Origin of the sequence: Flavobacterium amnicola, from assembly GCF_004122165.1 — a bacterium.
Lineage (GTDB): Bacteria > Bacteroidota > Bacteroidia > Flavobacteriales > Flavobacteriaceae > Flavobacterium > Flavobacterium amnicola.
Map to the genome: position 1 here is coordinate 339898 of NZ_SBKO01000002.1, position 13543 is coordinate 353440.

At 34.3% G+C, this 13543-nt stretch carries 11 protein-coding genes; 8 read left to right on the forward strand and 3 right to left on the reverse strand.

Going from position 1 to position 13543, the window contains the following annotated elements; all coding sequences use genetic code 11:
* Positions 1-31: 31 nt before the first annotated feature.
* Together EQG63_RS07065 and EQG63_RS07070 are read left to right on the forward strand one after the other, a co-directional pair.
* Positions 32-1093, forward strand: a complete 1062-nt coding sequence (locus EQG63_RS07065; protein WP_129435657.1) for a transporter — start codon at positions 32-34, stop codon at positions 1091-1093.
* A gap of 5 nt (positions 1094-1098) precedes the next feature.
* Positions 1099-2217, forward strand: a complete 1119-nt coding sequence (locus tag EQG63_RS07070) for a GTP cyclohydrolase (protein WP_129435658.1) — start codon at positions 1099-1101, stop codon at positions 2215-2217.
* 55 nt (positions 2218-2272) lie between these two features.
* Here EQG63_RS07070 and EQG63_RS07075 read toward each other — a convergent pair whose 3' ends face one another.
* Positions 2273-3532, reverse strand: coding sequence for an aminotransferase class I/II-fold pyridoxal phosphate-dependent enzyme (locus tag EQG63_RS07075; protein ID WP_129435659.1), 1260 nt, complete (start codon positions 3530-3532; stop codon positions 2273-2275).
* Between the two features lie 178 nt (positions 3533-3710).
* Positions 3711-6089 carry a hybrid sensor histidine kinase/response regulator gene (locus EQG63_RS07080; RefSeq protein ID WP_129435660.1) on the reverse strand — a complete coding sequence of 793 codons (2379 nt, stop codon included), beginning with the start codon at positions 6087-6089 and terminating at the stop codon, positions 3711-3713.
* Between the two features lie 119 nt (positions 6090-6208).
* On the opposite strand from EQG63_RS07080, the gene EQG63_RS07085 reads away from it, so the two are divergent.
* From EQG63_RS07085 to EQG63_RS07105, 5 genes are all read left to right on the forward strand, one after another.
* Positions 6209-7492: a DUF2157 domain-containing protein gene (locus tag EQG63_RS07085; RefSeq protein WP_129435661.1), complete on the forward strand. Its 1284-nt coding sequence runs from the start codon at positions 6209-6211 to the stop codon at positions 7490-7492.
* A complete protein-coding gene (locus tag EQG63_RS07090) occupies positions 7482-8054 on the forward strand; it encodes a GDYXXLXY domain-containing protein (protein WP_129435662.1) in 573 nt (190 codons plus the stop codon). Before EQG63_RS07085 ends, EQG63_RS07090 begins: the two co-directional genes overlap by 11 nt.
* A gap of 505 nt (positions 8055-8559) precedes the next feature.
* Positions 8560-9132, forward strand: coding sequence for a non-canonical purine NTP diphosphatase (locus EQG63_RS07095; RefSeq protein ID WP_129435663.1), 573 nt, complete (start codon positions 8560-8562; stop codon positions 9130-9132).
* Between the two features lie 161 nt (positions 9133-9293).
* Positions 9294-11210 carry a DEAD/DEAH box helicase gene (locus EQG63_RS07100; RefSeq protein WP_129435664.1) on the forward strand — a complete coding sequence of 639 codons (1917 nt, stop codon included), beginning with the start codon at positions 9294-9296 and terminating at the stop codon, positions 11208-11210.
* Positions 11211-11313: 103 nt separating this feature from the next.
* Positions 11314-12069 carry a carboxypeptidase-like regulatory domain-containing protein gene (locus EQG63_RS07105; protein ID WP_129435665.1) on the forward strand — a complete coding sequence of 252 codons (756 nt, stop codon included), beginning with the start codon at positions 11314-11316 and terminating at the stop codon, positions 12067-12069.
* Positions 12070-12113: 44 nt separating this feature from the next.
* Here the strand turns inward: EQG63_RS07105 and EQG63_RS07110 are convergent, their stop codons facing one another.
* Positions 12114-12797, reverse strand: coding sequence for a TrmH family RNA methyltransferase (locus tag EQG63_RS07110; RefSeq protein ID WP_129435666.1), 684 nt, complete (start codon positions 12795-12797; stop codon positions 12114-12116).
* Between the two features lie 42 nt (positions 12798-12839).
* Here EQG63_RS07110 and EQG63_RS07115 point away from each other — a divergent pair, with 42 nt between their 5' ends.
* Positions 12840-13523, forward strand: coding sequence for an SIR2 family NAD-dependent protein deacylase (locus EQG63_RS07115; protein WP_129435667.1), 684 nt, complete (start codon positions 12840-12842; stop codon positions 13521-13523).
* The last annotated feature ends 20 nt before the right edge of the window (positions 13524-13543 follow it).

The following is a 13543-nucleotide window of genomic DNA, read 5'->3' on the forward strand; positions in this document are numbered from 1 at the left end:
TGCTACATTTGAATTTCACAAATCAATCAAGATGAATCTACTTAAAACAGTATTTTTAATTGGAATAGTTAGCTTTTCAGCTTCCACTTATGCGCAATTTACCGATCAAATTAATTCGAATCGTCCCGGAAATTCTGCTGGAGCGTTTTCTGTTGGAAAAAAAGTGTTGCAATTAGAAGGCGGATTAAATTACATCCACGAAGCCCACGATGTATTAAACTATAAAGCCAATGGATTTGCCATCGATTTAACCGGACGCTATGGTGTTTGGCGCGAGCAATTTGAAGTTTCTGTAGATCTTCAATATCAAATGGATAAATACACTTCCAACTTAATTAAAAATAGTAGAGGCGGATTAAGACAAACCACCATTGGTGCCAAGTATTTATTTTATGATCCGTATAAAAAAGGACCAGACAAACCAAATATTTACAGTTGGAAAGCCAATAAAAAATTCAAATGGAAAACGTTAATTCCTGCTGTTTCCGCTTACGTAGGAGGAAACTATGTAATGGAAAACGATTTTAGCATTCCAGGCGAATCAGCTTTTAGTCCAAAAGTCATGGTTATTGCTCAAAATCATTTTCAAGGCAAATGGGTATTAGTTACCAATTTAATTGCTGATAAAATTGCTTCTATCAATTCTAGTTTTGGATATATTTTAACGTTGACCTATGGAATCAATGAAAAATGGTCGGCAATGTTTGAAAACAGAGGCATCAAAGGTGATTATTATTCTGATGGAATTCTTACTTTAGGCGCTACCCATCTTTTGAAAAATAATTTACAAGTTGACGTTTCGATTAATAAAAACATCAAAACTACACCTGAATTATTATATGGAGGAATTGGTTGTTCTTGGCGTTTCGACAAAAAACACAAAGACCCAAAAATGAAAGATGGTAAAGAAGTAAAAGAAGACAAGAAAGATAAAAAGAAAAACGGTGTTTTATCGGATGAAGAATTAGAAGAAGCCGCTAAAAAAGCAGAAAAAGATAAAAAGAAGAATAAAGATTCGGAAGAGGAAGAAATCGAAAAACCTGTTGAGGAAAAGAAAAAACGTTTAGATGATTTTGAAGAAGGTAAAGAATAAAAAGCATGATTAAAATTATCGAAGCCAACACCAAACAACTTTTAAAAGAGTATGTAAAGTTTCCTTTCAAATTATATAAAGACCATAAATACTGGGTTCCACCATTAATTCAAGATGAATTAGAAACCTTTGATAAAACCAAAAACCCTGCTTTCGAAACGGCAGAGGCGTACTTTTATTTGGCCTATAAAAACAATGAAATTGTAGGTCGTATTGCCGCAATTATTAATTGGGATGAAGTCAACAAACAAGGTAAAAAGAAAGTTCGTTTTGGCTGGTGGGATGTTATTGACGATGTTGAAGTAACCAAAGCCTTACTAGAAAAAGTCAGAGAATTAGGTGTTGCAAACAACCTGGAACATATTGAAGGTCCAATGGGATTTTCCAATTTGGATAAAGTGGGTGTAATGACCGAAGGCTTCGATGAAATTGGCTCGATGATTACTTGGTACAACTATCCGTATTACAAAAATCATTTAGAACAATTAGGTTATATCAAAGAGAAAGAATATCTAGAAAATAAATTTCCGTTTGAAAATGTAAAACTAGAATTCTTCGATAAAGCACAAGAAGTTATCAAAAAGAGATACCAAGTTCGACCCTTAAATTTTACTAAAACAAAAGACATTATGCCTTATGTGGATAAAATGTTTGATTTGTTTAACGAATCGTACGCGAATTTATCCTCATTTGTTGCTATTACCGATACGCAAAAAAAATTCTTTAAAAAGAAATACATCAGTTTTATCAATCCAGAATACATCAAATTTGTATTAGATAAAGACGATAATTTAGTCGCTTTTAGTATTGTCATGCCTTCGTTTTCGGAAGCTTTACAAAAAGCAAATGGAAAGTTGTTCCCGTTTGGTCTATTTCACATGTTAAATGCTCGAAAAAACAGTAAAGATGTGCTTTTTTACCTTATCGGTGTGCATCCTGATTATCAAAACAAAGGAGTACATGCCATTTTATTCAAAGAGAACCATACCACTTTTACCGAAAAAGGAATCGAAAACTGTATCAGAACCCCAGAATTGGAAGACAATATTGCCATTCATTTGCTTTGGAAGAATTTCAACCCTGTAGTATTTAGAAGACGAAGAACCTATTTGAAAATGATATAAAAATAAAAAAACCATCAGCAACAACTGATGGTTTTTTATTTATTGTAAGTTGTATTTACTCTACATTTTCAACATTTGCTTCCGCTAATGCTTTATACGTTCCGTTTACTAATTTTTCACGGATAGCTTCAAAAGCAGCTAATGTTTCATTAATATCTTCAATTGTGTGCGAAGCGGTAGGAATCATACGTAATAAAATAATTCCTTTTGGAATTACCGGATAGACTACAATCGACAAGAAAATTCCATAATTTTCACGTAAATCATTTACCATCACCATTGCTTCTGGAATAGAACCTTCCAAATATACTGGCGTGATACACGTGTTGGTATCTCCAATATTGAATCCTTTTTCTTTTAAACCATTTTGTAAGGCATTAACGTTTACCCACAATTTGTCTTTAATTTCAGAAGATTGACGTAATAATTCCAAACGTTTTAACGACCCAATAGTTTGAATCATTGGCAATGCTTTAGCAAACATTTGAGAACGTAAGTTATATTTCAAATAATCAATAATATCTTTATCAGCTGCCACAAATGCCCCAATATTAGCCATCGATTTTGCAAAAGTTGAAAAATACACATCAATTCCATCTTGGCAACCTTGCTCCTCGCCTGCTCCAGCACCCGTTTTACCTAACGTACCAAAACCATGTGCGTCATCTACTAACAAACGGAAATTGTATTTCTCTTTCATGGCAACAATTTCTTTCAACTTTCCTTGTTGCCCACGCATTCCGAAAACGCCTTCCGTAATGAATAAAATTCCGCCTCCAGTTTCTGTTGCCATTTTAGTAGCACGCTGAAGGTTTTTCTCCATACTTTCCAAGTCATTGTGCTTGTATGTAAAACGTTTTCCCATGTGCAAACGAACACCGTCGATTATACAAGCATGCGAATCAACATCATACACAATAATATCGTTTTTAGTCACCAACGCATCGATGATAGACACCATTCCTTGGTAACCAAAATTCAACAAATAAGCCGATTCTTTCATAACGAAAGCCGCTAATTCATTTTCTAATTGTTCATGATAATTGGTGTGACCTGACATCATACGAGCCCCCATTGGGTAAGCTGCACCATATTGAATTGCCGCATCAGTATCGGCTTTACGCACTTCTGGATGATTGGCTAAACCTAAATAATCATTAATTGACCAGTTTAAAATTTCTTTTCCGTGAAATTTCATACGTGGTCCAAGTTCTCCTTCTAATTTAGGAAAAACAAAGTAACCTTCTGCTTGAGAAGCCCATTTCCCTAACGGACCTTTATTGTTTTGAATTCTTTCAAATAAATCTTTTACCATTTCAAAATTGATTTTAAAGCCTCGCAAAAATATAAATTAAAATAGATTAACTGTCATTATTTTAGAGATATATTTCAAAAAAAAACTATTTAAGTTCTCTTATAAAATACAGCGATGTGAAATGTAATTTTGACAAAGCTTTATTCATTCGTTTTGCAGTAAAATATCTTGAAAAGAATCAAATCAAATTCATTATTGCATTAAATAATTTATCTTTTTCTATGGGTTTGGATAGGTATTTGTTCATCCCGATTTGGAGTGTTCGGTTCTTAGTCGATTCCATAACATCTGCTGTAACGGCAATAATAGGAATGTTTTTCATGGCTTCTCCAACTTCTCCATTCCGAATGGCGATCGTTGCTTCATAACCATCCATCACAGGCATTTGAAGATCCATCAAAATCAAGTCGAAATGTTTTTCTTTTAAATGATTAATACATTCCATTCCGTTGTCGACATATTCGATAGTAGTATTGTGCCATTTTTTAGTCATCATTTTTATGATCATTTGATTCATTTTGTTATCCTCCACCACTAAAATTCGTTTTCCTTTTAAATCAAAAGGAGTTCTGATTTCTTTAGGTTCCTCTGATTTGTTTTCAGGAGTTGCTAAGGGATAGGACAATACAATTTTAAAAGTACTTCCAACTCCCAAATGACTATTTACTTCAAGAGTTCCACCGTGTAATTTGATTAAATTTTTAACAATATAAAGACCCAATCCTAATCCGTAATACTTCCTTTTATTGTTGCTGTTTTCTTGGGAAAAAGATTCGAAAATAGTATCTATCTTTTCTTTTGCAATGCCAATTCCAGTGTCTGAGATGGTAATATTTATTTGCACCGTTTTACCACTGGTATACTCACAATTCAAATGAAACTGAATGGTGCCTTCAGAAGTAAACTTAATGGCATTCGATAATACATCATAACAAATTTGTTCCAATCGTGCTTCATCTCCTATTATCTGTTTGGGGAAATCATCCGACTTGGAATAAATGAACAACAATCCTTTTTCGGTAGCTTTTTCTTGAAATGTTTCGCTAATAGTATTCATAATTTTTTGAACATCGAAAGGAAACGAATCCAATTGAAGTTCATTTTTTTCAATCTTTGAAAAATCTAAGATATCATTGACTGAATTTAATAGGCTTTTGGAAGAATACTGGATTAAAGCACAATTTTGAAGTAGTTTTTCGTCTTTTGCTTCTGTAGCAATGGTTTCGATTACATTCATAATGGAATTCAATGGAGTTCTAAGCTCATGGCTGATATTGGAAAGAAAATAAGATTTCAATTCATTCATTTCTTCCGAACGCTGCAAGGCTAATCGTTGTAAATCTTCTCGTTCATTTTTAAGTAATCGGATTAAGTTGGCCATCGACAGCGATAAGAAAATAACCTCAAGTCCGGTTCCCAGTTTCGAACTATTTTCGGTCCAAAAATTCAAGGGCAATAAACTAAAATTCTTAAATATAAATATCACAAATCCAGCCACTAAGAAAAAAACACCTATTCCAAAAAACCAATCATTAATTTTAGCTTTAAAATAAATCACAAATAACGACGCAATAATCAAAATCAATAAAACCAAACCAAGTAAATTGGCTAATGGATAACAGTATTGAAATACACTTGGCAAAAATAAAATTGCTATAAATGAAAGCAAATCAAGTCCGTAAAGTATGTAAAAAGCTTTATTTATGCCCTTACTATATAAATGAATTTTCAGATAGACTTGTGCATATCGGCCAAGAAAAAAATTGGCTAAAGTTGCCGACAACAAAACGGAATGCAATGACAACCAACCTGAATTTGGAGTGATAAACTGATAAAAATAACCATCTACTGAAAATTGAAGTAATCCAATAAATACGATGTATAAACTATAGTATAAAAAGACCTTTTCGCGCATGGCAAAGAAGAAAAAGAAATACAATATCGCGGCGATAAACAAAATCCCATAAAAAAAGCCAAAAACGAATTGTTCAAAAGCAAACAATTGCAATAAATTTTCGGTGGAATGTAACAACAAAGGCATTGTAAGTGCTTCACCATCACTTTGTGCATGCAAATAATACTTGACCTTCTCATTGGGTTTTAAAACAATTTCAAAAATTGTTTTACGCTCGGCAAAATTTCTTTTGTAAAATGGAATCCCGTCACCACTCAACATTTTGACAACTTCTTTGGATGGTTTTATGGCATACAATTCGACGAAATCAGTAATGGGTCTGGCCGTTTCAAGGAAATAAGTCAATTCCCCGTTGGTAGTATTAATCAATTCAAATGTAATCCAATAATTGCTTGTCGTAAATCCGAAATCCGTAGCAACTCCTTTCATTTTTTTAAAATACGAAACAGGGAGCTTTATGACTTCATCTATGGTTTTTGCTTCCGAACCGTCTTCAAAATAGACTGCATTTTGGTGTAAAGACACTGTCTCAATTTTGGTTTTTTCAGAAATAACAAATTGTGCGTTGAAATGAAGCGTTGAAAGCAACAAAATCAAACACAACAATATATTTCTTTTCGGCACAAGTACTTTGTGTTTCATAAGAAATGTTTTGGGAATTCTTTAATATACGTAATTTCAACCTATCTGGTTTTTAATCTGTTAGTTAAAATATTTATCTTAAAAAAAAGACTATTTTAGTTACCAAATAAATTACAACTATGTCAAATGCAATTTTGAAAGAACTTCCCGAATTAGTTGCCAAAAAAATCATCTCGGAAGAAGTGGCCCAAAACATTAAAAATTACTACCAAAAAAATCCGGATGAACATGCTAACAAACTCTTTACCATTTTCGGAATTATAGGGGCGTTATTAGGTGGATTAGGAGTCATTTTGATTTTAGCACACAATTGGGATGATTTTTCGGTTTTTACGAAAACAATCTTTTCTGTTATTCCCTTATTGCTGGGGCAATTGGCTTGTTTTTTTACCCTTATTAAAAAACCAGAATCGGTTTCGTGGCGCGAAAGTAGTGCCACTTTCTTACTGTTTGCCATTGCAGCATCTATTTCACTAGTAGCGCAAGTCTATAATATAAATGGAGATTTTCCGAAGTTTTTATTGACGTGGATTTTACTGTCCTTGCCTTTAATTTATATCATGCGCTCTTCTTTTGTATCCTTACTGTGTATTGCCGGAATAACCTGGTATTGTAGTGTGACCAATTACGGCTATCCAAGAATCCAAAATTTATACTGTTGGTTGCTATTATTGGCTATTATTCCACATTATTATTCATTACTAAAAGAGCTACCAAAATCAAATTTTACCCGTTTTCATCATTGGTTCTTAGCCGCAACTGTATTAATTTGTTTTCCGAGTATTGCTCTAAAATCTAACAGTCTTATGATTGTTGGCTTTACTTCACTCTTAGCCATCTATTATTTTATTGGAAAACAGAGTTTCTTTCTGAATTTGAACCAAAACAGAAATGGATATTGGTTTATGGGGAAAGTTGGAACCTTAATCCTACTTTTTACGCTAAGTTTTAAAGGACCTTGGACAGATTTACAGCGTCAAGCAATGGAATATAATTATGTAGAATGTAGCATCTACGCTCTTTTGTTTCTGTTTGCTGGATTTTTGGTATTCAAACAAGTTCAAAAAGTAGAACTATTAAAGATGAATCCAATCGGATTAGCATTTATTCTAATTACAATTCTTTACTTTATTTGCCCAAAAACAGAAGCTGGATTTTTAGTTACTATCACCAATCTTTTTATCTTATTAATAGGCGTTTATGAAATTCGAAAAGGATCAGAAACGTACAGTTTGTACAAATTAAACTTCGGATTAGTATGCATTGCAATTTTAATTATTTGCCGATTTTTTGATACTGAAATGAGCTTCATCATTAGAGGTTTACTTTTTATTGGAATAGGTTTTGGATTCTTCTTATTAAATTATTATTTACTTAAAAAGCGTAAGCAACATGAAAAATAGAAATATAATACTATTCGCTTTTTTAGCATTGGTAATTGCACAATTGGCTGTGCCTGTGCAAATGATTTTCCACAATAATGATATTCTTAGCAATGGACAACTCTACAAGTTTAAGGCTCAACCTATTGATCCCTACGATGCTTTTAGAGGAAAATATATTCATTTGAATTTTGAAGAAAGTACCCTTTACACAAAAGATTCTATTGTAGATAGTGAAAGCTATGTAGCCGTTTTAGGAACCGATAAAAAGGGGTTTGCTAAAATTACAAAACTCAGACGAAAACCAATTAAAAACGAAACCTACATAAACCTAAAATCGCTTTATAGTTATAGAGCTTCAGAAACTGACAAACGTTTTTTTGTAACGTTGAATTTTCCATTTGATCGATTTTACATGAACGAATACAAAGCGCCAAAAGCAGAAGAAAGCTACAATTCATCTGTTAGGGATTCTTCCAAAAATGTATATGCTGTAGTTGCTGTAAAAGAAGGTGAAGCCATCATTAAAGATGTCATGATTGATGGAATTCCTATTAAAGATTATGTAGCCAAAAGAAAATAAATTCAAATAACAGGTTTAAACCAATTATTTAACCTACATTTGCACCGAATGACACAGCAATGTGGTTACACATTCACCATAAAAGTCGATCGCTCCAGGTCGGCTTTTGTACTTTATAGCCCTTCCTATTTTCAAAAAAAAAAAGTCAAAAAAAAAGCTGCTCCTGTAAAGGTGCAGCTTTCATAACTAAAATTTTAAAATAGAAGTAGTTATTCCCAAAAACATTCACTTAAATTAATAAAGAAGTTGAATTGCAATTTAGACTTTATACTATATGAAGAATCTATTATACGAACAATTTAACAGTATGAGTCAAAAAATCTTTATCACCCAATTTTAAGCTATAACAAAATTTTAGTTTTTTAGTTTGTTTGTTTAATATAAGAACGTAGGACAAACTTACTACGCCTATTACAATTACAATTACGGATTTTCCGCATATTTTGTTAAAGTTTCATTTTCAAAATTCTGTTATCTTTGCTTCACAACTATTCAAACAACAACAATGCAACTCGTTTTCGCTTCCAATAATCAGAATAAAATCAAAGAAATTCAGCAATTAGTGCCGTCAACCATTCAAATTTTAAGTTTAAAAGATATAGGTTGCACTGTTGATATTCCTGAAACGGCCAATACCATTGAAGGCAATGCAATGCTGAAAGCCAATTATGTTACCGAACAGTACGGCTATCCTTGTTTTGCTGATGATAGCGGATTAGAAATTGATATTTTAAACGGAGAACCTGGTGTGTATTCAGCCCGATATGCAGGACCTCAAAGGAATGATGATGATAACATGAATAAGGTATTAGAGAAATTGAAAAATCAATCCAACAGAAAAGCCAACTTCAAAACGGTTATTGCTTTAAATTTAAATGGAACACAACAGTTATTTACCGGAATTATCAACGGAACCCTTATCGAAGAGAAAAAAGGAACTAATGGATTTGGTTATGATCCAATATTTGTAGCCGATGGTTTTACCCAAACGTTTGCCGAACTTTCGATGGAAGAAAAATCGGCCATTAGCCATCGCGCAAAAGCTGTCAAACAATTGATAGAATTCTTACATAAATAATCAATTTCAACAAAGAAATTATTTAAGTTAGCGGTAAACTCTTTTCTCTTGCCTCTTTTCTCTTTTTTCTATTTCAATTAACTGCTTAAAAATCAATTATTTAATATAATTAGATTATTCCAAATATAAACACTACTTTTGCACCCAATTTAAAATAATTTATGAATAAATTTGAACAATTAGGTCTGAATGAGTCGTTACTGCTGGCGATCAAGGATCTAGGATTTGAGAATCCGTCAGAAGTGCAAGAAAAAGCGATTCCAGTACTATTGGAGCAAAACACAGACTTAGTCGCATTAGCACAAACAGGAACAGGGAAAACGGCAGCTTTTGGTTTTCCGCTAATTCAAAAAATTGATGCTGAAGACAGAAGTACACAAGCGTTAATTTTATCCCCAACGCGTGAGCTATGCTTACAAATCACCAACGAGATTAAACAATACTCAAAATACATAAAAGGGTTACATACAGTGGCGGTTTATGGTGGTGCAAGCATTACAGAACAAGCCCGAGAAATTAAAAGAGGTGCACAAATTATTGTGGCAACTCCAGGTAGAATGCAAGACATGATTAATCGTGGACTTGTAAACATTAAAAACATCAACTTTTGTATTCTTGACGAAGCCGATGAGATGTTGAACATGGGCTTTTATGAAGACATCGTATCGATTTTATCCGATACTCCAGACGAAAAAAATACGTGGTTATTCTCGGCAACAATGCCTGCAGAAGTAGCTCGTATTGCTAAAAAATTCATGCACGACCCTGCAGAAGTTACTGTAGGATCTAAGAATTCAGGTTCTAAAACTGTTTCGCACGAATTTTACTTAGTAAATGCTCGTGATCGTTACGAAGCTTTGAAAAGATTGGCAGACGCGAATCCAGATATTTTCTCAGTAGTTTTTTGTAGAACAAAACGTGATACACAAGCTGTTGCAGAAAAATTAATCGAAGACGGATATAGTGCTGCTGCATTACACGGTGACTTATCTCAAGCACAACGTGATGGTGTTATGAAAGCTTTCCGTGGTCGTCAAATTCAAATGTTAGTAGCGACAGACGTTGCTGCTCGTGGAATTGACGTAGACAATATTACACACGTAGTCAACTACCAATTACCAGATGAAATCGAAACCTATAACCACCGTTCAGGTCGTACAGGTCGTGCGGGTAGATTAGGTACTTCTATCGTAATTATCACCAAAAGTGAAATTCGTAAGATTAATGCAATCGAAAAAATCATCCAACAAAAATTCGAAGAAAAAACCATTCCTTCTGGAATTGAAATCTGCGAAATTCAGTTGTTACACTTAGCGAATAAAATTAAAGATACCGAAGTTGATCACGAAATTGACAACTACCTTCCTGCTATTAACGAAGTATTAGACGGATTGTCTAAAGAAGAGTTAATCAAGAAAATGGTATCTGTAGAATTTAACCGATTCATTGCTTACTACAAAAAGAAACGTGATTTATCCGGTGAAAAAGGTGGCGACAGAGAAAGAAGCTCAGAACCAAGAGAAATTAGAGCGGGAGATCCTGTTCGTTATTTCGTTAACATTGGAGCTAGAGACGATTTCGATTGGATGCAATTGAAAGATTTCTTAAAAGAAACGCTAGACTTAGGTCGTGACGATGTATTCAAAGTAGATGTTAAAGAAGGATTCTCTTTCTTTAATACTGATGGAGAACACACTGAAAAAGTAATGTCTGTTCTTAACGGATTTGACCTTAACGGAAGACGTATTAATGTAGAAATTTCTAAAAACGATGGTGGAGGAAACTCTTCTCGTCGTGATCATAACGGACGCTCAGGTGGCGGAAGACGTGAAGGTGGATTTAGAGGAGAAAGAAGCTCTTCACCAAGAGGTGGTGGTGCTTTCGGACCAAGATCTGAATCTCGTGGTGAGTCTCGTTCAAGCGACAGAGGACCAAGACGTGAAGGTGGTTTCACTAGAGGTTCTGCTCCAAGAGGAGAATCTTCTGAAAGAGCTCCAAGAAACGAAAGACGTTCTGACAGCGCTCCGCGTCGTTCTGATTCTAGTGCACCTAGAGAAAGAAGACCAAGAAGAAGCTAGGACTTTGGAAGAAGTTAACACTTTTTGTTAATTTTCTTATAATTCTATATAAACTGTAAAATATCTCGTAACGAATAGTTACTTTAGCCTCACAAATTAGGCTATGAGATATTTTACAGTTTTCTTTTTATACATATTTTCCATTACAGCGTTTGCGCAAGAAACCACCGTACAGGGAACAATCGTTAATGACAATACCTTATTCCCCATTTGGAATGTAAATATTGTGAACACCAACAAAGTACGTGGCGCCATTTCTGATGCTAAAGGTAATTTCGAAATTAATGCCGAAGTAAACGATATCTTACTTATTTCGTGTTTGGGTTTTCAATCAATTGAAGTCAAAGTCACCAACGACTGGATAAAAAACCGTACCACACGAATCAAATTGACTGAAAAAGCCTATGCTTTGGAAGAAATTGTAATTCCGCCCTACGAATTAACTGGTTATTTGGAAGTCGATTCTAAATTAATTCCCGAACGAGAAAACTATTGGTATTCGATTGCTGGTTTAACGCAACGTTATGAAGGCGGTGAAAACTCGCCTAACGCATTTGGACGCGTTATGGGTTCCTTATTTAATCCTGCTGATGCTTTGTACAATTTCTTCGGAAAAAAGCCAAAAGAGCTTAAAAAATTGCGTGAACTTAAAAATGATGACAAGCTTCGCGGTATCCTTCAAAACCGTTACGATCGTCAAACCATTTATTTGATGCTTGGTATTAACCAAAAAGAACTAAACGAAATCTTAGAACGTTGCAATTATTCAGAAGCCTTTATGAAAACCGCTAATGATTTACAGGTTCTGGATGCGGTAAGTGGTTGTTATGAAGAGTACAAGATTTTGAAGAAGAAGTAATTATACAATAGCAATAACAATTTTCAATTTCAATATTGACATTGCTATTGATTTTTGACATTGAAGTTCTCCAAATACTTCTGAGTAATAAAATCAAAATCTTTAATCGATTTTCGGGCCCAATCGATTCGCTTTTCCAGTATTTCTGCTTCTGATAATTTCCAATCAATATCCGAATGACGCAAACGTGTGGAAACATTTTGCAAAATAATAGCCGCCGATACGGAAATATTCAAACTCTCTGTAAAACCCACCATCGGAATTTTTAAATAGCCATCGGCTTGGCTCATCACTTCTTCCGACAATCCATTTTTTTCGGTCCCAAAGAAAAATACGGAAGGCTTCGTAATGTCAAAATCTTCCAGTTCACAATCCTCTTCGTGTGGTGTGGTAGCAATTATCTGATAGCCTTTAGCTTTTAAATCATCAATACAGTTTTGATTGGTTGCATAACGATGAATATCAACCCATTTCTGGGCACCCATTGCAATTTCGCCATCTATAGTCTTTCCAAATTTATGTTCAATAACATGTAAATCCTGGATTCCGAAAACTTCGCAACTACGCATTACCGCACTGGTATTGTGCAACTGAAAAATATCTTCCATAGCCACTGTAAAATGCTTGGTTCTGTTTTCCAACACACGTAAGAAACCCTCTTTTCTGTTTTCGGTTAAAAATCCTTCTAAGTATTGTAAATAATCTTCGTCTTGAAATAGCGATTCCATAAATGGATAATTTTCTTTAATTTCGACAAAGATAAAATTAAAATGAAGAAAAAAATAGTTGTTTTAACTGGTGCCGGAATGAGTGCTGAAAGCGGCATTAGTACGTTTCGCGATTCCAACGGACTTTGGGAAAACCATGATATTATGGAAGTAGCTTCTCCCGAAGGCTGGCAGAACAATCCTGCTTTGGTCTTGGATTTCTACAACAAACGCCGCGCACAACTTAAGGAAGTCAAACCCAATCGTGGGCATGAAATTCTAGTCGAATTAGAACAACAATTTGAAGTCCAAATCATCACTCAAAATGTAGATAATTTACATGAAAGAGCGGGAAACACCAATATTTTACACCTTCACGGCGAATTGGTAAAAGTTCGTGGTGAGTTTTCAGAAAATGAAAGCATGTATTGGGAAGATGACATCTACATTGGAGATAAAAATAATAAGGGTGAACAATTGCGTCCCGATATCGTTTGGTTTGGCGAAGCGGTACCTGCCATTGACAAAGCCATTCCCATTATGCAACAAACCGATATTGTGATTATCATTGGTACTTCATTACAGGTTTATCCTGCTGCTGGTTTGATGCATTATGCCAAATCGAATGTTCCGGTATATTATATCGACCCGAATCCAGCTTCCATTTATGATTTACCGAATCAATTGGAAGTTTTAGCAATGAGTGCCAGCGTAGGACTTGAAAAAATTCAATTGCAATTACAATAATCAACCACAATCATAAAATC

Excerpts from the sequence above, each read along its gene's own strand:
- EQG63_RS07065 (WP_129435657.1), top strand. The coding sequence starts at position 32 with ATGAATCTACTTAAAACAGTATTTTTAATTGGAATAGTTAGCTTTTCA.
- EQG63_RS07070 (WP_129435658.1), top strand. The coding sequence starts at position 1,099 with ATGATTAAAATTATCGAAGCCAACACCAAACAACTTTTAAAAGAGTAT.
- EQG63_RS07075 (WP_129435659.1), bottom strand. The coding sequence starts at position 3,532 with ATGGTAAAAGATTTATTTGAAAGAATTCAAAACAATAAAGGTCCGTTA.
- EQG63_RS07080 (WP_129435660.1), bottom strand. The coding sequence starts at position 6,089 with ATGAAACACAAAGTACTTGTGCCGAAAAGAAATATATTGTTGTGTTTG.
- EQG63_RS07085 (WP_129435661.1), top strand. The coding sequence starts at position 6,209 with ATGTCAAATGCAATTTTGAAAGAACTTCCCGAATTAGTTGCCAAAAAA.
- EQG63_RS07090 (WP_129435662.1), top strand. The coding sequence starts at position 7,482 with ATGAAAAATAGAAATATAATACTATTCGCTTTTTTAGCATTGGTAATT.
- EQG63_RS07095 (WP_129435663.1), top strand. The coding sequence starts at position 8,560 with ATGCAACTCGTTTTCGCTTCCAATAATCAGAATAAAATCAAAGAAATT.
- EQG63_RS07100 (WP_129435664.1), top strand. The coding sequence starts at position 9,294 with ATGAATAAATTTGAACAATTAGGTCTGAATGAGTCGTTACTGCTGGCG.
- EQG63_RS07105 (WP_129435665.1), top strand. The coding sequence starts at position 11,314 with ATGAGATATTTTACAGTTTTCTTTTTATACATATTTTCCATTACAGCG.
- EQG63_RS07110 (WP_129435666.1), bottom strand. The coding sequence starts at position 12,797 with ATGGAATCGCTATTTCAAGACGAAGATTATTTACAATACTTAGAAGGA.
- EQG63_RS07115 (WP_129435667.1), top strand. The coding sequence starts at position 12,840 with ATGAAGAAAAAAATAGTTGTTTTAACTGGTGCCGGAATGAGTGCTGAA.